Raw genomic sequence first — 20,730 nt, 5'->3', positions numbered from 1 at the left:
ACCGTGATGGAACCGCGATCACAGCGCATAACGTCACATGTTACCTTTTACGTCATTTGTTTTTAAAACAAGAAGATAGCTGGATATGTTCGCTCAGGGCCTGCTAGTTTTATGACCATGACGCACCCCGAGTGCGCGGTTCAAAAAGAGAGAAAGCCATGAAACGAGCCGTGAACGCCCTACAAAATTTCGGAAAATCATTATACGGACCGGTACTTATCTTACCGATTGTCGGTCTGTTTATCGCCTTTGGCAATGTGCTGGGCAACGGTAACCTGGCCGAATACCTGCCGTTCCTTGGCCATCCGCTTATCCAGAGTATCGGCCAGCTGATCGCCAAATCTGCCGTGTCGGTGCTGGTCAACCTGGCGCTGGTGTTTGCCGTCGGGATCCCGATTGGTCTGGCGACGCGCGATAAAGGCTACGCGGCGCTGATTGGTCTGGTGACTTTCGTGGTGTTTATCAACGCCATGAACGTGACGCTGCAGCTGCAGGGCGAGCTGGCCCCTGCTGAGCAGATTAAAGCCGCCGGGCAAAGCATGGTGCTGGGCGTTCAGGTGCTGGAGATGGGCGTTTTCGCCGGGATCCTGACCGGGGCGCTCTCCGGTTACCTGTACAACAAATACTCCGGCGTACAGTTTAACGGCGCGATGGCGATTTACTCCGGCCACTGTTTTGTCGCCATTGTCATGTTGCCCGTCTCTATGCTGCTCGGCGTGGTAATGAGCGAACTCTGGCCGTACGCGCAGCATGGGATTAGCGCCCTGGCGCTGGCAATTAAAGGCTCTGGCCCGTTCGGGGTGGCGATCTACGGTTTCCTTGAGCGCATTCTGGTGCCGACCGGCCTGCACCATCTGGTTTATACGCCGTTCCTGTATACCGAACTGGGGGGCACGCAGGAGGTGTGCGGCACGGCTTACCAGGGGGCGCGCAATATCTACTTCGCCGAGATGGCCTGCCCGGAAGTGAAACAGCTCAGCAGCACGGTAGTGTGGGACGCGCGCGGGATCAGCAAGATGTTCGGCCTGCCTGCCGCCGCGCTGGCCATGTACATGACCGCGAAGCCGGAGCGTAAAGCCGTTGCGAAAGCCATTCTGATCCCGGCGGCGCTGACCTCGCTGCTGGTCGGCGTGACCGAACCGATTGAATTCTCCTTCCTGTTCGTCGCCCCGCTACTGTTCGTGGTGCATGCGGTCCTGACCGGTATTGGCATGATGCTGTTCTCGCTGCTGGGCGTTCATGCCATCGGTGCCAATGGGATTATCGATTTCATTCTTTACAACCTGCCGCTCGGCACCGAGAAATCCAACTGGCCGATGTACATCGTGGTTGGGCTGATCATGTTTGCCCTCTACTTTATGGTGTTCCGCTTCCTGATCCTGCGCTTCAACATGAAAACACCTGGCCGTGAAGATGAGGACCAGGAGACGCGTCTCTACAGCAAGCAGGAGTACCAGGCGAAGGGCAATAACGACGGGCTGGGCGAGTCCATCGTGGTGGGCCTGGGCGGCCGGGAAAATATTGAGGTTGTGGATAACTGCTACACCCGCTTACGCGTCACGGTGAAGGATGTCGCCATCATCGACGAGCCGCGCCTGAAGGCGACCGGCGCGAAAGGGATTATCAAACAAGGTAACAACGTTCAGGTGGTCTACGGGCTGCACGTCAAAAAAATGCGAGAAGCCGTTGAGACGTTTCTCTGAAAGGAGCTAAAGATGTTTACACCCCCATTCATTCTGTCGATTGCCGGCGGCGGCAGTACCTACACGCCGGGTATAGTGAAAAGCCTGATGGTGCGCCTGCAGGATTTCCCGCTGGCTGAAATCCGCCTCTATGACATCGACGAGGCGCGTCAGAACACCATTGCGCCGGTGGTTGAGAAAGTGATTCGCGACCACAGCCAGAGCATCAAATTTACCGTCACCAGTGACCCGGAAGTGGCCTTCAGCGGCGCGCATTTCGTTTTCGCCCAGATGCGCGTCGGCCAGTACAAAATGCGCGAGCAGGATGAGAAGATCCCGCTGCGTCACGGCGTGGTCGGCCAGGAGACCTGCGGCCCCGGCGGGCTGGCCTACGGACTGCGCACGATCCTGCCGATGGTAGAGCTTATCGATCTGGTGGATCGCTACGCGCATGAGAAAGCCTGGATCGTGAACTACTCCAACCCGGCGGCGATCGTCGCGGAGGGCGTGCGACGCCTGCGACCAAATGCTCGCGTGCTGAACATCTGCGATATGCCGGTCGCGGCGATGCGTAATATGGGAGCCATTCTGGGTGTCGATCGTCGCAAACTGGAGGTGGACTACTTTGGCCTGAACCACTTCGGCTGGTTTACCCGCGTGCTGGTGGACGGCGAGGACAAATTACCGGAGCTGCGTAAACATATCGCGAAGTTTGGCCTGCTGACGGAAGATGCGGCCAAAACCGATCCGCAGCACTCGGATCCTTCGTGGATTAAAACCTGGCGCAACATCAAGCCGATTATGGATAACTTCCCGGAGTACCTGCCGAACCCGTACCTGCAGTACTACCTGATGCCGAACCAGATTGTGGAGCATCAGAACCCGGACTATACCCGCGCCAACGAAGTGATGAACGGGCGTGAGAAAAAGCTGTTCGCCGCCGCCGAAGAGTACAAGCACACCGGGATTTTACCGGATGCCTTCCACGTGGGCGTTCACGGCGAGTTTATCGTCGATGTCGCCTGCTCGCTGGCCTTTAACCTGCGCCAACGCCATCTGGTTATGGTGGAGAACCGCGGGGCGATTACCAACCTGCCTTATGATGCGGTGGTGGAAGTACCCGCCTACATCACCTCCGAAGGGCCGGAGCCTGTGCGCGTGGGGCTGGTACCGCTGTTCCACCAGACCCTGCTGCAACAGCAGCTGGCGTCTGAACAGCTGCTGGTAGAGGCGACCATCGAAGGTAGCTATGAGAAAGCGCTTCAGGCGTTCACCCTCAACCGCACCGTGCCCACCATGGAGCACGCAAAAGCGATTTTGGATGAGATGATAGAAGCCAACCGCGACTACTGGCCTGCGCTGCAAAAAGCCTGGCAGGACGGCGAAACGGTGAAAAAATAGGGGCTTGCTCGCGAGTTGAACGTGGTTTGCTTGTCGGTGTCAGAAAAAACACCGACAATCCTTTTTTACGGAAAAGAATGGAGGCAACCCATGTCCACCTCATATTTTGTCGCCGCCGACTGGCTGATTGAGCACGGCGACGATCCGGAAGTCCAGATTATTGACGCGCGTATGGCCCCGCCGGGCCAGGAACATCGTGACGTTCCCGGTGAATACCGCGCAGGGCATCTGCCTGGCGCGGTATTTTTTGATATCGAAGCCCTCTCCGATCATACTTCTCCCCTGCCGCACATGCTGCCGCGCCCGGAAGCGTTTTCCGTGGCGATGCGCGAGCTGGGCGTCAGCAAAGACAAACATCTTGTTGTTTACGATGAAGGCAATCTGTTCTCCGCGCCGCGCGCATGGTGGATGCTGAAACAGTTTGGCGTGGAAAAAGTCTCGATTCTGGCGGGCGGGCTGGCGGGCTGGAAGCGTGACGAGCTGCCGCTCCAGCAAGGCGACGTGACGCTGCCGGAAGGCGAGTTCGACGCGACGTTCGACGCTAACGTGGTGAAGCGCCTGACCGACGTACTGGTCGCGAGCCATGAAAAGACGGCGCAAATCGTCGATGCGCGCCCAGCACCACGCTTTAACGCTGAAGCGGATGAACCACGTCCAGGGCTGAGACGAGGCCATATTCCAGGTGCGCTGAACGTGCCGTGGGGCGACCTGGTGTTTGAGGGCGAGCTGAAAACTACCGACGAGCTGCGTGCCATTTTTGACCGCGCGGGCGTGGATTTACATCGCCCGATTATTGCCAGCTGCGGCTCCGGCGTGACGGCCTGCGTGGTGATCCTGGCGCTCTCCACCCTCGGCGTCAACGACGTTACGCTCTACGACGGCGCCTGGAGCGAATGGGGGGCGCGTGACGATCTGCCAGTTGAACCGGCGAAATAATGGATAACCGCCTGGCCACGCTGTTAACGCGCGGGGCGTCCCTGACCCGCGCGGAGTATCGCGTCCTCGCCCACCTGACGGAGCATCCGCTGCTGGTGGGCAACATCACGGTGCGCGAGCTGGCGCAGGCGACATTTGTTTCTACCGCCACCATTATGCGGCTGTGTCAGAAGCTGGGGTTTAGCGGCTTTAGCGAGTTTATCTGGCACTGCAAGCAGCTGCTCTCCGACACGCCGCATATTGCCGCTCAGGCGCAATCCCTTCCTGAGCTCCCGGCGCTGTTTAATCAGTTTATCGCTAACTATCAGCACACCTTCCAGTGGATCACGCAGGAGAAGCGCCAGCAGTTCGCCGCCTTGCTGCGGCAGAAAGAGAGCTTTTTTCTCTACGGAGCCGGGTTTTCCTATCTCTTTGCCGAATACCTGACCAAGAAGCTGCAGGTGCTGGGCAAAACGGCGTTCATCTCCGGGCCGGGGGACAGCCGAAACATTTTTCTCAGTAACGCCGCGCGTTATCAGGTATTTATCGCCGTTTCGCGAAGCGGCGAAACGGAACAGGTGCTGGATAAGGCGCGAATTGCCAAAAACGTCGGCATGACGGTCGTCGCCTTTACCCGCGCCTCGGCCAATACGCTGGCGGGCATGGCGGACGTGCACTTTGCGCTGTATGACGAGGCGGTGCACTTCGCTGCCGAAGCCGCGGGCGTGACGTCGTTTGAGTCGAATCTGGTGCTGCTGATGGATTTACTGCTGCTGGAGGCAACGGGGTGACATTCACCCCGCCGTAATCAGATGATGCGGTTGGTCTTGAGATCGCGCAGGAAGCCGCCCCAGCGACGCTCATAGAACGGCGTGATGTGCTCGGTGATGAAGTGGCTGATGCCCTTCTCACCGTTTTTCACCTGACAGATATCAATCGGCTCATCGCCCGGCAGCGTGTCGGTGGCCACGCTGCCCGCCGCCTGAACGATCTCGTCGAAATCGCCATCGGCTTCAATACCGATCAACAGCACCGGCTTTTCGTCCGCGCGCTCTTTAATGGAGCAGAGAAACGCGCGCCTGACGGGCTTGAGCGTTTTGAACAGCGTCGTCAGCGAATCGATCATCTGCGCAGGCGGCTCGGCCACCTCAGACAGCAGCAGCGTTTCGCCCCCTTCCAGCACCTCCTGGGTGCTAAGCGGGTTACCCTCTTCACCAATCAGGTGGCTGATCTCGCGCGGGGTAAACTCTTTCCCGGTTGGCAGCTTAGCGTTAAGGAACAGCGTCTGGCCCAGCGTCATTTCGAAAAGCGTGCGCACCGGCATCACCACGAACGCCTGTTCATCTTCTACCGCTTCCTGCAACGCTTCCAATGAAGTGAAGAACGGGATAACCGACGTGCCGTCATCTTTCTCCCAGTGCAGCAGATCCAGCGCGCTGTCTTCCACTACCTGCTCACCTTCCGCCGCGGTGCCCGGCACCCAGACGGTGGATTCCAGCAGCGTGCGGAAAAATGCCGGACGATGGGCTGGCTCGGTCGCCGCCTGTTCCAGCAGGGTTTCTAATTCGTTTTTGGTATCTGACATAGTTTGGCTACTTCAATAAACGCCGGGTGGCGCTTTGCTTACCCGGCCTACAAAACCACAGGCCCGTGCAAGCGCAGCGCCGCCGGGCAAAAAAGATCACTCAGCCGTCAGCAGGTTCGCCACGGTACGCACGCCCAGACCGGTCGCGCCCGCGGACCACTGCTCAACTGCCGCCTTACGGTAGGTTGCGGAGCAGTCGATGTGCAGCCAGCCTTCGTGATAGTTCTCAACGAAGTGCGACAGGAAGCCTGCTGCGGTACTTGCCCCCGCTGGGTACGCCGCGCTCGCGGTGTTATTCAGCTCGGCAAAGTTAGACGGCAGCTGGCTGCGGTGGAACTCGGCCAGCGGCAGACGCCAGAACGGTTCGTTTTCCGCAGCCGCGCTTGCCAGCAGGCGAGCGGCCAGCTTGTCGTCAAAGCTGAACAGCGCGTGGTAGTCGTTGCCCAGGGCGGTTTTCGCCGCGCCGGTCAGGGTCGCCATGTCGATAATCAGCTCTGGCTTCTGGGCAGAGGCGTCGATCAGGCCATCGGCCAGCACCAGACGGCCTTCGGCATCGGTGTTCATCACTTCGACATTTTTACCGTTGCGGTAGCGAATGATGTCGCCCAGCTTGAAGGCGTTGCCGCTCACCATGTTATCCGCGCAGCACAGGTAGAGCTTCACGCGCTTGTTCAGACCGCGGGTGATGGCGAACGCCAGCGCGCCGGTGATGGTTGCCGCGCCGCCCATGTCGGACTTCATGGAATCCATGAACGCGCTCTGCTTCAGGCTGTAGCCGCCGGTGTCGAAGGTAATGCCTTTACCGACCAGGCAGGCAAAGACCGGCGCGTCTTTATCGCCGGTTGGGTTGTAATCCAGCGCCAGCAGGACCGGAGGACGCTCAGAACCACGGCCCACGGTGTGGATGCCCATGTAGTTCTGCTCGCGCAGATCTTCACCCTTGGTGATGCGGTAGGACATGTTATCCCCCGCCACGCCGCACAGCAGGTCAACGGCGCGCTGCGCCAGTTGCTCAGGGCCTAACTCCTCCGCAGGGGCGTTAATGGTATCGCGCACCCAGTCGATAATTTTCAGGCGGCTTTCCAGTTCTTTCTGACCGGCTTCATCGAGGTTCGCCCACTCAATTTTACGGGTGCCTTTCGGGCCTTTGTAGCCCGCCCAGAACGCCCAGCTGCGGTCAGTATCCCAACCTTCGCCTTCCAGCGAGACATGCTTAATGCCCAGGCCGTCAATTTTACGCGCGGCGCGCTGGATCAGACCTAAATCATCTTTGCCCGTCAGGTGCAGGGTGATACCGTCGTTGTTGATGCTGTAGCTGGCTTTCTCGCCCCAGCGCGCGTCGGCGGGCTGCGTAGAGAGCGTAATCTTCATCGCTTCGGTCATTTTATTTATCCTTATTAGCAAACGGGCCGCCTGAAGGCAGCCCGTTAAGTGATTTACTCTGCTTCATCTAACCAGACTAACAGAATCGCCTCCAGAATTTTTTCATTGGATGCGTTTGGATCGTCGTCGAAATCCTCTAAATCGCAGATCCACTGGTGCATGTCGGTGAATCGTACGGTTTTGGGATCGAGATCCGGGTTCGCGTCGTAGAGCGCTTCACCGATTTCACGGCTGTCTGTCCACTTCAGTCCCATATTAATGCTCGCGTGCGTGGTTGATGGTGTAGCGTGGGAATTCCACGACCAGATCTTCATCGGTCACCGCGGCCTGGCAGCTCAGGCGGCTGTCTGGCTCCAGACCCCATGCTTTATCCAGCATGTCGTCTTCGTCTTCGGTGCTCTCGGCGAGAGAGTCAAAACCTTCACGCACGATGCAGTGGCAGGTGGTGCAGGCACAGGATTTTTCACAGGCGTGTTCCACTTCGATACCTGCACGCAGGGCAACATCGAGAATGGTTTCACCGGTCTTCGCTTCCAGAACAGCGCCATCCGGACAGAGGTCCGCATGAGGCAAAATAACAATCTTTGGCATATTAAACCTCGTCCACGGACTGGCCTTTCAGCGCGACGCGGACAGATTTGTCCATGCGGCGAGCAGCGAAGTCCTGGGTTTGTTTATCAACGTTTTTAATGGCTTCTTCTATTGCGTCAGCGTCATTGCCTTCGGCGACTGCGCGTAAGCGCGCGGCAGCCTCGTCAATCACCTGACGCTCGGCGGCGCTTAACAGCGCGGCATCGGCAGCGAGCGCCCCGTTCAGACTTTCCAGCACACGTGCGGCTTCAACTTTCTGTTCAGCCAGCATACGCGCCTTCACATCCTGCTCGGCGTAGCTCATTGAATCCTGGATCATGGAGGCGATTTCGCCATCGGTCAGGCCGTAGGACGGCTTCACCTGGATGGACGACTCCACGCCGGTCGATTTTTCCATCGCCGTGACGCTCAGCAGGCCGTCCGCATCTACCTGGAAGGTCACGCGAATATGCGCCCCGCCAGCTGGCAGCGCCGGGATGCCGCGCAGCGCAAAGCGGGCCAGAGAGCGGCAGTCCTGCACCAGTTCGCGCTCGCCCTGCATCACATGGATGGACATCGCGGTCTGGCCGTCTTTGAAGGTGGTGAACTCCTGCGCACGCGCCACCGGAATGGTGGTGTTACGCGGGATCACTTTCTCCACCAGGCCGCCCATAGTTTCTAAACCGAGAGACAGCGGGATGACGTCCAGCAGCAGCATTTCGCTGTCCGGCTTGTTGCCAACCAGAATATCGGCCTGGATAGCGGCGCCGACGGCAACCACTTTGTCCGGGTCGATGGAGGTCAGCGGCGTGCGGCCAAAGAATTCGCCCACGCGCTCGCGCACCAGCGGCACGCGCGTTGAGCCGCCCACCATGACCACTTCCAGCACCTCGTCAGCCTCCACGCCCGCATCCTTCAATGCGCGACGGCAGGCCAGCAGGGTGCGTTTAACCAGAGGCGCAATCAGCTCGCTGAACTGGTCGCGGGTGATTTCACCCTGCCAGCCTGCGACATTAACGCTGACCGACTGCGCATCGCTCAGCGCAATTTTGGCGTCGATGGCCGCATCCAGCAGTTCGCGCTGAACGCGCGCATCGCTGCGGTCGCTGATGCCAGCCTGATCGCGGATGTAGTCCGCCAGCAGATGGTCGAAATCATCGCCGCCGAGCGCGGAATCCCCGCCGGTCGCCAGCACTTCAAACACGCCGCGGCTCAGGCGCAGGATAGAAATATCAAAGGTACCGCCGCCGAGGTCGTAAACCGCAATCACCCCTTCCTGACCGGAGTCGAGGCCGTAGGCAATCGCCGCCGCCGTCGGTTCGTTCAGCAGGCGCAGCACGTGCAGGCCCGCCAGACGCGCGGCGTCTTTGGTGCCCTGACGCTGTGCGTCGTCAAAATAGGCCGGAACGGTGATCACTACGCCGTCCAGATCGCCGCTGAGCGTCGCCGTCGCGCGCGCCGCCAGCGCTTTGAGGATGTCAGCAGACACGCGAATTGGGTTCAGCAAACCGGCCGCCGTGGCAATCATCGGCAGACCGTTTTCACTGGCCTGCAGCTGATACGGCAGGTGCGGGTAGCGGGTCTGGATATCAGCCAGCGAGCGGCCCATCATGCGCTTTACGGAGCTGATGGTGTTGGCCGGATCGCGCGCGGCGTTGGCGCGGGCGTCATAGCCGACCGCGTGACCCTGCTGCTGGTAGTGGACCACGGAAGGCAGCAGATGGCGGCCCTGCTCGTCGGCCAGCGTTTCCGCCTGGCCGCTGCGCACGGTCGCCACGAGGGAATTGGTGGTGCCCAGGTCAATACCGACCGCCAGACGACGCTGGTGCGGTGCGACGCTTAAGCCAGGCTCACTAATTTGTAATAAGGCCATAATTGCTTCCGAAATTAAAAATCGAGCAGCTTTTCTTCGAGTTGTTCAGCGCTGCTTCGCAGTTTATCGAGAAAACGGAGTTTGCGCACAGTGTCTGCCGCCACGTCCCAGGTCTCGTTGTTCAGTTGCTCCACCATCTGCTGATGGCGGGTATCGAACATGCCCTTCACGCGCGTAATAAAACGTTCCAGACGCGCTTCGTCTTTGGCCTGTTCAATCTCATCCAGCTCTTCGCGCAGCTCCAGCTGTTCCATCAGAAACGCGGTGTCGCGCACGGTGTGCTGTTCGCTCGCCAGATCAAAGCCGTGGAGCGAGAGCAGATATTCTGCACGCGCCAGCGGATGGCGCAGCGTCTGCCAGGCCTGGTTGATGGTCGCGGAGTGCGATACCGCAGCCAGCTGCTCTGCCTGCGTCCCGCTGGCGAATTTATCCGGATGATACTGACGCTGCAGATCCTGAAAACGGACCGTCAGCGCCTGAAGATCGATCGGGTATTGAGCGGGTAGTCCGAAGAGAGTGAAGTAATCCATAACAATCTCAGGGGTAGCCTGTTAGAACAAACCCCACGCGCAGCAAAGCCACGGTGGGGTTTCGGATGACGCGCGGTTAAACGTGGAAGCTTTCGCCGCAACCACACTCGTCTTTGACGTTCGGGTTCGTGAATTTGAACCCTTCGTTCAGGCCTTCTTTTACGAAGTCCAGCTGAGTGCCGTTGAGAAATTGCAGGCTTTTGCCATCGACCACCACCTTCACGCCCTTGTCTTCAAACACGGTGTCATCAGACGCCGGCTCGTCAACAAACTCCAGTACGTAAGCCATACCAGAACAGCCGGAGGTACGTACGCCCAGTCGCAGGCCAAAGCCTTTACCACGGTTCGCCAGAAAAGAGCTTACTCGCGCGGCAGCGCTGTCGCTAAGGGTAATCGACATACTCAAACCTCAATTATTTTGCTTCACGTTTGCTTTTGTAATCCGCAATGGCGGCTTTGATCGCGTCTTCTGCCAGAATTGAACAGTGAATTTTCACCGGCGGCAGTTCGAGTTCTTCAGCAATATCCGTGTTCTTGATTGCCTGTGCTTCGTCCAGAGACTTGCCCTTCACCCACTCGGTGACCAGGGAGCTGGACGCAATTGCAGAACCGCAGCCGTAGGTCTTGAAGCGCGCGTCTTCAATGATACCTTCATTGTTGACTTTAATCTGCAACTTCATTACGTCGCCACACGCCGGCGCGCCAACCATGCCGCTACCGACAGATTCATCGCTGTTGTCAAAAGAGCCAACGTTGCGCGGGTTCTCGTAATGATCGATAACTTTTTCGCTGTATGCCATGATTGAATTCTCCTTATATACCGATTAGTGATGTGACCATTCAATGCTGTTCAGATCCACGCCCTGCTTGAACATTTCCCACAGTGGAGAAAGGTCGCGCAGACGGCCAATGGAGTTACGAACCAGCTTGATGGTGTAGTCAATCTCTTCTTCGGTAGTGAAACGACCTAAAGAGAAACGGATAGAGCTGTGTGCCAGCTCGTCAGTCATACCCAGCGCGCGCAGCACGTAGGATGGCTCCAGGCTTGCAGACGTACAGGCAGAACCGGAAGAAACGGCCAGGTCTTTCAGCGCCATGATCAGCGATTCGCCTTCAACATAGTTGAAGCTGACGTTGAGGATGTTCGGCGCGCCCTGCTCGAGATCGCCGTTCAGATACACTTCTTCCATATCTTTCACGCCGTCCCACAGACGGTTACGCAGCGTGCGCAGGCGCGCCATCTCGGTTTCCATCTCTTCTTTCGCAATGCGGTACGCTTCGCCCATGCCCACGATCTGGTGAACAGGCAGCGTACCGGAACGCATGCCGCGCTCGTGACCGCCGCCGTGCATCTGTGCTTCGATGCGGATACGTGGCTTACGACGAACGTACAGCGCGCCGATCCCTTTCGGGCCATAGATTTTGTGGCCGGAGAAGGACATCAGGTCTACTTTCAGCTGGCTCAGGTCGATAGGCAGTTTGCCCACGCTCTGGGTCGCATCCACGTGGTAGATGATACCGCGCGCGCGGCACATTTCGCCGATGGTGGCGATGTCCTGAACGACGCCGATTTCGTTGTTAACGTGCATGATGGAGACCAGGATGGTGTCGTCACGCATCGCCGCTTCGAGCTCTTTCAGGTCAATAATACCGTTGCTCTGCGGCGCCAGATAGGTCACTTCGAACCCTTCACGCTCCAGCTGGCGGCAGGTGTCCAGCACGGCTTTGTGTTCGGTTTTGCTGGTGATGATGTGCTTGCCTTTTTTCTGATAAAAGTTGGCTGCACCTTTGATCGCCAGGTTGTCGGATTCGGTCGCACCGGAGGTGAAAACAATCTCACGCGGGTCGGCACCCACCAGGTCAGCAATCTGATTACGGGCGATATCCACCGCCTCTTCAGCATGCCAGCCAAAACGGTGTGAACGGGAAGCTGGGTTACCAAAGTTTCCGTCCAGGGTCAGACACTGCATCATTTTCTCGGCAACACGCGGGTCCACCGGCGTAGTTGCGGAGTAGTCGAGATAAATCGGTAATTTCATTGCTCTATAAACTCCGTACATCGCTTCAATGCAAGGAATCAGGCAACCGGCTGGATGTACGACCGAGTACGCGGGGTGTGACCACCCCGGCCTGATTCTGAAATACTTATCGTTTTATTACGCGCGTAATTTGACGTCGATAGCGTCCTGCGCGCGGGTGCTGCGTTGTGAATCATGGCTGTGCTGACGGCCTGATACGTCCAGAACTTCCTGGTTATTGACCAGTTCACCGAGGGTGATGTTGTTCAGGAAGCCGGTCAGACGGTCGCTCAGATCGCGCCACAGCGCGTGGGTCAGGCACTTATCGCCGCCCTGGCAGCCGCCTTTACCCTGGCAACGGGTTGCGTCAACGGATTCATCCACCGCGCTAATCACTTCACCAACCGCAATACTGCCCGCGTCTTTACCCAGCAGATAACCGCCGCCCGGGCCACGAACGCTGGACACCAGTCCATTTTTACGCAGTCTGGAGAACAGCTGTTCCAGGTAAGAGAGGGAGATCCCTTGTCGTTCAGAAATATCAGCCAACGGAACCGGGCCCGCTTCGGAGTTGAGCGCAACGTCCAGCATCGCGGTCACGGCATAACGCCCTTTAGATGTCAGTCTCATGTCTTACTTAACCTCAAACTCGCCCCTGCCCGGGGTTTTTTATTGTAAAATGGGGGTATTGCATAGCAGGGCCAAGTCTGACATTCCTGACTAAAATGGTCAACTATTTACTTGACTGTTTTAGTCAGGTATTTAACCTTCTGTGCCTTCATAATATAGGTGCGGCCTGATGCCTTCACCCCAACCCTCTCCCACGGGGAGAGGGGGAAATCGGCACTACTCTTTATTCTTCTGCTCAATCGACGCCAGAATTCCGCGCAGGATGTTCAGCTCCTGGCTTTCCGGACGCGCTCGGGTAAACATGCGGCGCAGCTTATTCATCACCTGGCCAGGGTGGCCTTCACGGATGAAGCCGGTAGCGAGCAGCGTCTGCTCCAGGTGACCGTAGAAACGCTCAAGGTCGTCCACCAGCGGGTAGGCCGTCTCTTCTTTCGGTTCTGCCTGCTTCTCCTGCGTCGCCAGCCACGCCATGCGCACTTCGTAGGCGATTACCTGCACCGCCATTGCCAGGTTCAGCGAGCTGTATTCCGGGTTGGCGGCAATTGCCACGTGGTAGTGGCACTTCTGCAGTTCGTCGTTGGTCAGGCCAACGCGCTCGCGGCCAAACACCAGCGCAACCGGTGCCTGCTCTGCTTCTGAGACGCTTTTCAGGCCGCATTCGCGCGGATCCAGCATCGGCCACGGCAGCGTGCGTGAGCGCGCGCTGGTGCCGACAACGAGGCTGCAGCCGGCCAGCGCTTCGTCGAGGGTATCAACGATCTGCGCGTTGCCGATCACGTCGCTGGCCCCGGCCGCCAGGGCGATGGCCTGGGAGTCGGGTTTCACCAGCGGATTAACCAGCCACAGGTTCGTTAAGCCCATGGTTTTCATAGCGCGGGCCACAGAGCCCATGTTGCCGGTGTGCGATGTTTCGACCAGCACGATTCGAATGTTTTGCAGCATAATTTTTAGATGTCTGGGTTCAGTGTCTGAAGAATATTCGGGCATATTATCATAAACGGGAGACATAATCCGATCCCGCTGCTATACTCTGCGCCGATTTTCCTGTTCTTTAACATCCAGTGAGAGAGACCGATGCATCCGATGCTGACCATCGCCGTGCGCGCAGCGCGCAAGGCGGGTAATGTAATTGCCAAACACTACGAAACGCCAGACTCCGTAGAAACCAGCCAGAAAGGCAGCAATGATTTCGTGACTAACGTCGATAAAGCCGCAGAAGCGATTATTATCGAAACGATCCGCAAATCTTACCCGCAGCACACCATCATCACCGAAGAAAGCGGTGAACATGAAGGTACCGATCAGGATGTTCAATGGGTTATCGATCCACTGGATGGCACCACCAACTTCGTTAAACGCCTGCCACACTTCTCTGTGTCAATCGCAGTACGCATTAAAGGCCGTACTGAAGTCGCCGTTGTTTACGATCCAATGCGTAACGAACTGTTCACCGCGACCCGCGGTCAGGGCGCGCAGCTGAACGGCTACCGTCTGCGCTGCAGCAACGCACGCGACCTGGACGGCACCATCCTGGCGACCGGCTTCCCGTTCAAGGCGAAGCAGCACGCAACTACCTATATGAATATCCTGGGCAAGCTGTTCACCGAATGCGCTGACTTCCGTCGCACCGGCTCTGCTGCACTGGATCTGGCCTACGTGGCAACCGGCCGCGTTGACGGTTACTTCGAACTGTCACTGAAGCCGTGGGACTTCGCTGCGGGCGAGCTGATCGCACGTGAAGCAGGCGCGATTGTTTGCGACTTCACCGGCGGCCACAACTACATGACCACCGGCAACATCGTTGCGGGTAACCCACGCGTTGTTAAAGCCATGCTGGCCAACATGCGTGACGAGCTGAGCGATGCGCTGAAGCGTTAATCTCCTCATCTCAGCCCTCTCCCCAAAGGGGAGAGGGTGCTAAACGGCGCCGCGCTCATCCACATCGTTACCGCCGCCACCAGCAGAATCACTCCCCCCGCCAGCGCGAGCGTTGTCCATCCTACCTGCCGCCACAGTACCGGCGTTTTATTGCCGCTGAGTTTTACCGCAAGCTGACGGAAGCTGTGAACCAGCAACGCCAAAGACGAAATGGTGAGAGAGGTTCCTGCCGCCATCGCCAGCGCCGAGAGCATGCCCCAGCCGAACACGCCAATCACTTTACTGAACAGCAGCACCATGATTGCCCCCGAGCACGGGCGCATCCCCATAGAGAGAACTATCATCAGCCGCGCGCGCCAGTCGTCACCGCTCTGTAATTGTTCCTGCGTCGGCAGATGCTGATGCCCGCAGCCGCAGTGTTCATCATGAACGTGGTGCGGCGTAAAGGTTTTGAATTTGGGCTTTTGCAGCAGCGCGCGCAGCTTTTTCAGCGCCCGCCAGCAGAGGATCAGCCCCAGCACGCCGACCAGCGCATAGCTGCCCTTCTCCAGCCAGAAGCTGCTCAGGTGCAGCTGGCGCGCGGGAAGCTGTAATAGCGAAAGCACAACCACCACCAGCGCAATCGCCACGCCCCCCTGAAGCAGCGAAGAGGCCAGCGTCAGGCCAATGCTTGATTTCAGCTTCGACGGATGGGTGGCAAGCCAGGTGGTAATAACGATTTTGCCGTGCCCCGGCCCCAGCGCGTGCAGCACGCCATAGATAAAGCTGAACGCCAGCAGGGAACCGCCCGCTTTGGTCGGGTTCTCTGCCACCGCCTTCAGCAGCCCGCTCATCTGCTGGTTGACCTCACGCTGCCAGATGATGCTTTTCATCATCACCTGCGGCCAGGCCTGCCACAGCCAGAGCGAACCGCAAACGGCGAGCAGTAGAAAAAGCGCCAGCGGCCAGAGGTGCAGCCAGCGGCGCGGCTTTCGTACCGGAGAGGAGATCACTGACATTGTAACGTTACCTTCTGCGCAAACTGTTTACCCAGTTCCATGTCCTCCGGTGGGGCATCCTGTTTATCAAGAGAGACAGCAAAATTCAGCGTCTCTTCGCTGGGCTTCGGGGTGTGAACCGTAATGTTGCAGGTTTTTTGCAACGACGCAGGAAGCTGCACGTCGCTGTCCTCGGCGTAGCTCATATCGACGTAGTACGTTGGGTCAAAGGTAGAAAACGTATAGGTTTGTCCTGCCAGCGGCTGCGGATGCGCCAGTGGAAGCACGAACGTCAGCACCGCCTGATGTCCGTCGCGGGACATGCCGTATTCTGTCGGGCGATTGAGGAACTTCACCTTTTGTCCGTTATGCCAGAACTCGGTGAAGTAGTGCTGCCCGAGCACGTTGGCCATCACTTCTGCCGCCAGCTTTTTCCAGATTTCGTCGCCCGGCTTCGCGTTACCCGCATCATAAAGCAGATCCGCCGAGGTGATTTCATCCATCGTCCAGCGCATTTTCAGGCCGCTCAGCTGCGTGCCGTCGGTGACCAGCTCGGTTTTCAGGCTGATAAAACTGTGAGGATGTGCGCTGGCGGTAAAGGTGATAACCGCCAAAAATAACGCCATCGCATTTTGTTTAACTGTCTGCATCAATTCCTCACGTCAAAAATTCTGTGATGTTCCCCAGCAATCCTGAGTGAAAGGCCTGCCGGCGCGCTTTTCAGCGCCCATCCTTTAGCTATTCTTATCAAACATTCACACTGGATACCCGACAGATGATGACGACGCTTGAAATTCCATCTGTGCTTTCCAGTTCGCAGCGCCGCTGCCAGGTGCTTTTGATGCTTTACCTGCCCGATGCTGCCGTCACCGCACAGAGCATAATCGCTGCCAATGGCGTGGACGAGGTCATGGCACGGCAAGATATAGCCGAGACGCGCGATGAAATCCAGCGCTATCACCGGCTGGATATCGTCACGCACCATGACGGCAGCTACCGAATTGAAGGCACTGCCCTGAATCAGCGTTTATGTCTGCTGCACTGGCTGCGCAGGGCGCTCCGCCTTTGTCCGCAGTTTGTCTCGCACCAGTTTACCCCAGCCTTAAAAACCGCGCTTAAACAGCACGGCATCGCGCGGCCGCTTTACGACGATGCTAATCTGCGGGCGCTGATCGGCTTCTGCTCACGCAAGCTGCAGCGTCAGTTTGAATGCCGGGACGTCCAGTTCTTACAGCTCTACTTGCAATACTGCCTCATCCAGCACCACTTAGGGAATACGCCGCAGTTTTCCCACGCGCAGCGCAACTGGACCCAGTCGCGGGGAGAGTATTTTACGGCGCAGGAGATTGTTCGTCACTGGAAGCGGCGCGTGCCGCAGGGCGCGCACGTGGACGAGCAGCTGTTTCTGGCGCTGCTGTTTATGATGCTCCGCACGCCCGATCCGGTGCTCGATAAACACCAGCAGGATCAGCGCCTGCGCCGCGCCATTGTGCGCATGGTGGCCCGTTTCCGCTCCCAGACCGGGATGAACTTCAGCGATGAGCAGGGGCTGACCGATCAGCTGTATATCCATCTGGCTCAGGCGCTGGACCGCTCGCTGTTTGAGATCGGCATCGACAATAGCCTGCCCGAGGAAATTCACCGTCTCTATCCCCGGCTGTTACGCACCACGAAAGAGGCACTCTTTGAGCTGGAAGCCGAATTTGGGCTGCGGTTCTCCGATGAAGAGATGGCGCTGGTAGCGGTTATTTTCGGCGCCTGGCTGATGCAGGAGACCGATCTGCATGAAAAACAGGTAGTGCTGCTGACCGGGGAGGATAAATCCTGTGAGGAGGTGATTGAACAGCAGCTGCGCGAATTAACCCTGCTGCCGCTCAACATTCGCTATCTGACGCTGCAGGCGTTCCAGAAAGAGGGGGCACCGCGCGAAGCCGCGCTGGTTATCACCCCCTATCCTACCGTGCTGCCGCTGTTCTCGCCGCCGCTGATCCACGCGGTTGAATCACTTAACACGCAGCAGCAGGAACATATTCGCGCCATGCTGGAATCGTAGCTACGCCCGTGCGGCCACTTTCGGTCGAACAAACATCGCCGGGAGCGCCACCAGCGCCATGACCCAGAACACGCCGTGTCCCAGATGCTGATACAGAAAGCCCGCAAAGACCGTCATCACCGCAATGCTGCCGCCCATCGCCACCGCAGAGTAGACCGCCTGCAGACGGATCACGTCCCCGCCCTCGCGCGCCGCGATATAGCGCATCGCCGCCAGGTGGCACACGGTGAAGGTGCCGCAGTGAAGGATCTGCGCCACAATCAGCCACGGCAGTTCGGTCGTCCAGCCCATAATCCCCCAGCGCGCCACGCCGCAGACCGCGGAAAGCAGCAGCAGATCGCGCGCGCCGAAGCGGCGGAACAGCTTTTTGCTCAGGGCGAAAATAATGACTTCTGCCACCACCCCCAGCGACCACAGGTAACCGACCGCAGAGGCCGAGTAGCCCGCCCCCTGCCAGTAGATGGCGCTGAAGCCATAGTACGCTGCATGCGCCCCCTGAAGCAGACAGACGCACGCCAGAAAACGCCAACTCTGGGCCACCAAGCTCCGCCAGGCGGGCCAGCCGGCGCTCTCCTGATGGCGACTCTCCCCTTGCGGCATCACCGACGGGCGCAGCAGCATGCCCAGCAGCATCGAGGCAATACCGATACTCAGCAGCGCCAGAATCGCGCGGTAGTCGTAAAGGCTGACCAGTTTCCCCACCAGCGCAGAGCCAATCACAAACGCAATCGAGCCCCAGAGGCGCACGCGACCATAGTCCATGGTGATCTGCTTTTGCCAGGTGTTCGCCAGGGCATCCGTCAGGGGTACCAGCGGGGAGAAGAACAGATTAAAGCCAACCATCACCACCATCAGCCAGGCAAACTGATGGCTGACCCAGAAGCAGGCCGCGAAGACCAGCGTCAGCAGGGCCAGAATGCGCACCGCTTTAATCAGTAAGGAGGGATCGCTGACGCGGGGGGCAATCAGCAGGCTTCCGAGGAAACGCGCCACCAGCCCCGCGCCCAGCAGGATGCCGATGGTTTCTGGCGTCAAACCAATTCCCTTGAGCCAGACGCTCCAGAAAGGCAGAAAAATACCGTAGCTAAAGAAGTAGGTGAAGTAGCTGAGCGCCAGCCAGCGCGTGGAATGCAAGACCATGAATCCCTCCCGAAATGGAGGCGATAGTCTGGCGTTTATCCTGCACTTTAGCAAGTCGTTAGCGCGCTATAAATTAACGATAAATTAACGTCCTGGACAGCCGGTCGGCGTATGGCGTGAGCGGCAAAATTGTATTACGTTTAAAAGACATCGCCTGAAGAGGTCGTTTGCCATGAACAGCTTACGTTATTTCGATTTCGGCTCCTCACGCTCCTTCCTGCTATTGATTGCCCGTATTGCCATCGTTGTCCTGTTTATTATTTTTGGCTATCCCAAGCTGACGGGGTTTAGCGGCACCGTTCAGTATATGACGTCGCTTGGCGCCCCCATGCCGATGCTGGCGGCCATTATCGCCGTAGTAATGGAGGTTCCCGCCGCTATCCTGATCGTGCTTGGCTTTTTCACCCGCCCCCTCGCGGTGCTCTTTGTCTTCTATACGCTGGGCACGGCGATTATTGGTCACCACTACTGGGATATGACCGGAGATGCGGTTGTGCCGAATATGATTAATTTCTACAAGAACGTCAGTATTGCTGGCGCGTTTATTTTGCTGGCGATTGTGGGACCGGGGGCCATTTCCCTGGACCGACGTTAAGCCATAAAAAAGGCCGCAAGCGCGGCCTTTTTTATTTCTGCAAAGCAGAGGAATTATGCGTATACCGGGAAGCGTGCGCAGATATCCAGAACTTTACCTTTGACGCGCTCGATAACCGCTTCGTCATTGATGTTGTCCAGAACGTCACACATCCAGCCAGCCAGCTCTTTCACTTCCGCTTCTTTAAAGCCGCGACGCGTCACGGCCGGAGAACCGATACGGATACCGGAGGTCACGAACGGGCTCTTCGGATCGTTTGGCACGCTGTTTTTGTTCACGGTGATGTTGGCGCGGCCCAGGGCAGCGTCAGCTTCTTTACCGGTCAGGTTCTTATCAACAAGGTCCAGCAGGAACAGGTGGTTTTCAGTCCCGCCGGATACCACTTTGTAGCCACGGTTCAGGAACACTTCCACCATCGCTTTGGCGTTCTTAGCAACCTGCTGCTGATACACCTTGAACTCTGGCTCCATCGCTTCTTTCAGCGCGACCGCTTTTGCGGCGATAACGTGCATCAGCGGGCCGCCCTGCGCGCTTGGGAACACGGCAGAGTTCAGTTTTTTGTACAGCTCTTCGTCACCGCCTTTCGCCAGGATCAGGCCACCGCGTGGACCCGCCAGGGTTTTGTGAGTAGTGGTGGTCACAACGTGAGCGTGAGGAACCGGGTTCGGGTAAACGCCTGCGGCAATAAGGCCCGCAACGTGCGCCATGTCAACGAACAGGTACGCGCCGATGCTGTCTGCGATTTCACGCATTTTTGCCCAGTCAACGATACCGGAGTAAGCAGAGAAGCCACCGATGATCATCTTCGGCTTGTGCTCTTTAGCCTGCTTCGCCATGTCTTCGTAGTCAATTTTACCGGACTCATCAATACCGTAAGGAATGATGTTGTACAGTTTGCCGGAGAAGTTAACCGGGGAGCCGTGAGTCAGGTGGCCGCCCTGCGCCAGGTTCATACCCAGAACGGTATCGCCCGGCTGCAGCAGCGCGGTGTAAACAGCGAAGTTAGCCTGAGAGCCGGAGTGCGGCTGAACGTTCGCGTAGTCAGCGCCGAAGAGTGCTTTCGCACGGTCGATAGCCAGCTGCTCAACGATATCAACGTACTCGCAACCGCCGTAGTAGCGCTTGCCCGGGTAACCTTCAGCGTATTTGTTGGTCAGCTGAGAGCCCTGCGCCTGCATCACGCGCGGGCTGGTGTAGTTTTCGGAGGCGATCAGTTCGATGTGCTCTTCCTGACGTACTTTTTCCTGCTCCATAGCCTGCCACAGTTCGGCATCATAATCGGCAATGTTCATTTCACGCTTTAACATCCGCATCTCCTGACTCAGCTAACAAGTAAATTTTGGCCTGAAAAGGCAGTCCTGTTGGACGACGGGCAACAGTATAACTGAATAGTTCTGTGATAACAGGTCTTGACAAACGATTTTACGCAAACGTTTTCCTTCACGCCACGCAAGGGTTTGAGGAATAAAGATCTCACTATTTCCAGCGGATTTCTTTTCA

At 57.8% G+C, this 20,730-nt stretch carries 22 protein-coding genes; 7 read left to right on the top strand and 15 right to left on the bottom strand.

Annotated elements, in window-relative coordinates; translation table 11 throughout:
* Positions 1–158: 158 nt before the first annotated feature.
* The 4 genes from IM291_RS06545 (at position 159) to IM291_RS06530 (ending at position 4,789) form a co-directional block, all read left to right on the top strand.
* The gene (locus IM291_RS06545; protein ID WP_192986407.1) at positions 159–1,703 is read left to right on the top strand and encodes a PTS transporter subunit EIIC; all 1,545 of its coding nucleotides are present in this window, start codon (positions 159–161) and stop codon (positions 1,701–1,703) included.
* A gap of 12 nt (positions 1,704–1,715) precedes the next feature.
* Complete coding sequence (locus IM291_RS06540; RefSeq protein WP_049001512.1) at positions 1,716–3,083, top strand: 6-phospho-alpha-glucosidase; 1,368 nt, start codon at positions 1,716–1,718, stop codon at positions 3,081–3,083.
* 90 nt (positions 3,084–3,173) lie between these two features.
* Positions 3,174–4,019 carry a 3-mercaptopyruvate sulfurtransferase gene (gene sseA, locus IM291_RS06535; protein WP_049001515.1) on the top strand — a complete coding sequence of 282 codons (846 nt, stop codon included), beginning with the start codon at positions 3,174–3,176 and terminating at the stop codon, positions 4,017–4,019.
* Positions 4,019–4,789 (top strand): MurR/RpiR family transcriptional regulator, encoded by a 771-nt coding sequence (locus tag IM291_RS06530; protein ID WP_126327205.1) that lies wholly within the window; start codon positions 4,019–4,021, stop codon positions 4,787–4,789. Before sseA ends, IM291_RS06530 begins: the two co-directional genes overlap by 1 nt.
* Positions 4,790–4,806: 17 nt before the next feature.
* Here IM291_RS06530 and sseB read toward each other — a convergent pair whose 3' ends face one another.
* The 11 genes from sseB to trmJ form a co-directional block, all read right to left on the bottom strand.
* Positions 4,807–5,583 carry an enhanced serine sensitivity protein SseB gene (gene sseB, locus IM291_RS06525; RefSeq protein WP_032648693.1) on the bottom strand — a complete coding sequence of 259 codons (777 nt, stop codon included), beginning with the start codon at positions 5,581–5,583 and terminating at the stop codon, positions 4,807–4,809.
* 96 nt (positions 5,584–5,679) lie between these two features.
* Positions 5,680–6,966 (bottom strand): aminopeptidase PepB, encoded by a 1,287-nt coding sequence (gene pepB / locus IM291_RS06520; RefSeq protein ID WP_048960050.1) that lies wholly within the window; start codon positions 6,964–6,966, stop codon positions 5,680–5,682.
* A 53-nt stretch (positions 6,967–7,019) separates the two neighbouring features.
* Positions 7,020–7,220, bottom strand: coding sequence for a Fe-S cluster assembly protein IscX (iscX, locus tag IM291_RS06515; protein ID WP_003860650.1), 201 nt, complete (start codon positions 7,218–7,220; stop codon positions 7,020–7,022).
* Between the two features lies 1 nt (position 7,221).
* The gene (fdx, locus tag IM291_RS06510) at positions 7,222–7,557 is read right to left on the bottom strand and encodes an ISC system 2Fe-2S type ferredoxin (RefSeq protein ID WP_003860652.1); all 336 of its coding nucleotides are present in this window, start codon (positions 7,555–7,557) and stop codon (positions 7,222–7,224) included.
* A gap of 1 nt (position 7,558) precedes the next feature.
* Entirely contained in the window at positions 7,559–9,409 is a 1,851-nt protein-coding gene (hscA, locus tag IM291_RS06505; RefSeq protein ID WP_192986405.1) for a Fe-S protein assembly chaperone HscA, read from the bottom strand.
* 14 nt (positions 9,410–9,423) lie between these two features.
* Positions 9,424–9,939, bottom strand: a complete 516-nt coding sequence (hscB, locus tag IM291_RS06500) for a co-chaperone HscB (protein WP_045260178.1) — start codon at positions 9,937–9,939, stop codon at positions 9,424–9,426.
* Between the two features lie 76 nt (positions 9,940–10,015).
* Positions 10,016–10,339 carry an iron-sulfur cluster assembly protein IscA gene (gene iscA, locus IM291_RS06495; RefSeq protein WP_003860659.1) on the bottom strand — a complete coding sequence of 108 codons (324 nt, stop codon included), beginning with the start codon at positions 10,337–10,339 and terminating at the stop codon, positions 10,016–10,018.
* Between the two features lie 13 nt (positions 10,340–10,352).
* Entirely contained in the window at positions 10,353–10,739 is a 387-nt protein-coding gene (iscU, locus tag IM291_RS06490; RefSeq protein WP_003860661.1) for a Fe-S cluster assembly scaffold IscU, read from the bottom strand.
* Positions 10,740–10,763: 24 nt separating this feature from the next.
* The gene (gene iscS / locus IM291_RS06485) at positions 10,764–11,978 is read right to left on the bottom strand and encodes a cysteine desulfurase (RefSeq protein WP_003860663.1); all 1,215 of its coding nucleotides are present in this window, start codon (positions 11,976–11,978) and stop codon (positions 10,764–10,766) included.
* Between the two features lie 117 nt (positions 11,979–12,095).
* A complete protein-coding gene (gene iscR, locus IM291_RS06480) occupies positions 12,096–12,587 on the bottom strand; it encodes a Fe-S cluster assembly transcriptional regulator IscR (protein WP_008502158.1) in 492 nt (163 codons plus the stop codon).
* Positions 12,588–12,803: 216 nt separating this feature from the next.
* Positions 12,804–13,529, bottom strand: a complete 726-nt coding sequence (gene trmJ, locus IM291_RS06475; protein WP_028014076.1) for a tRNA (cytosine(32)/uridine(32)-2'-O)-methyltransferase TrmJ — start codon at positions 13,527–13,529, stop codon at positions 12,804–12,806.
* 132 nt (positions 13,530–13,661) lie between these two features.
* Here trmJ and suhB point away from each other — a divergent pair, with 132 nt between their 5' ends.
* Positions 13,662–14,465 carry an inositol-1-monophosphatase gene (gene suhB / locus IM291_RS06470; RefSeq protein WP_028014077.1) on the top strand — a complete coding sequence of 268 codons (804 nt, stop codon included), beginning with the start codon at positions 13,662–13,664 and terminating at the stop codon, positions 14,463–14,465.
* A 5-nt stretch (positions 14,466–14,470) separates the two neighbouring features.
* Here suhB and IM291_RS06465 read toward each other — a convergent pair whose 3' ends face one another.
* Together IM291_RS06465 and IM291_RS06460 are read right to left on the bottom strand one after the other, a co-directional pair.
* Positions 14,471–15,463, bottom strand: coding sequence for a nickel/cobalt transporter (locus IM291_RS06465; protein ID WP_028014078.1), 993 nt, complete (start codon positions 15,461–15,463; stop codon positions 14,471–14,473).
* Entirely contained in the window at positions 15,454–16,092 is a 639-nt protein-coding gene (locus IM291_RS06460; protein ID WP_192986403.1) for a DUF1007 family protein, read from the bottom strand. The genes IM291_RS06465 and IM291_RS06460 overlap by 10 nt, the downstream gene beginning before the upstream one ends.
* A 125-nt stretch (positions 16,093–16,217) precedes the next feature.
* Here IM291_RS06460 and csiE point away from each other — a divergent pair, with 125 nt between their 5' ends.
* On the top strand, positions 16,218–17,495 hold the full coding sequence (csiE, locus tag IM291_RS06455; protein ID WP_192986402.1) for a stationary phase inducible protein CsiE: 1,278 nt from the start codon (positions 16,218–16,220) through the stop codon (positions 17,493–17,495).
* Here the strand turns inward: csiE and IM291_RS06450 are convergent, their stop codons facing one another.
* The gene (locus tag IM291_RS06450; RefSeq protein WP_048960048.1) at positions 17,496–18,635 is read right to left on the bottom strand and encodes a 3-phenylpropionate MFS transporter; all 1,140 of its coding nucleotides are present in this window, start codon (positions 18,633–18,635) and stop codon (positions 17,496–17,498) included.
* A 172-nt stretch (positions 18,636–18,807) separates the two neighbouring features.
* Between IM291_RS06450 and IM291_RS06445 the strand changes: the two genes are divergently transcribed.
* A complete protein-coding gene (locus IM291_RS06445) occupies positions 18,808–19,230 on the top strand; it encodes a DoxX family protein (RefSeq protein WP_028014082.1) in 423 nt (140 codons plus the stop codon).
* A gap of 53 nt (positions 19,231–19,283) precedes the next feature.
* Here the strand turns inward: IM291_RS06445 and glyA are convergent, their stop codons facing one another.
* Positions 19,284–20,537 carry a serine hydroxymethyltransferase gene (gene glyA / locus IM291_RS06440; protein ID WP_025757663.1) on the bottom strand — a complete coding sequence of 418 codons (1,254 nt, stop codon included), beginning with the start codon at positions 20,535–20,537 and terminating at the stop codon, positions 19,284–19,286.
* Positions 20,538–20,730: the final 193 nt, after the last annotated feature.

It is taken from the genome of Enterobacter cloacae complex sp. P27C (assembly GCF_014895705.1).
GTDB classification, from domain to species: domain Bacteria; phylum Pseudomonadota; class Gammaproteobacteria; order Enterobacterales; family Enterobacteriaceae; genus Enterobacter; species Enterobacter bugandensis.
This window is presented reverse-complemented; position numbering and strand designations above follow the sequence as displayed.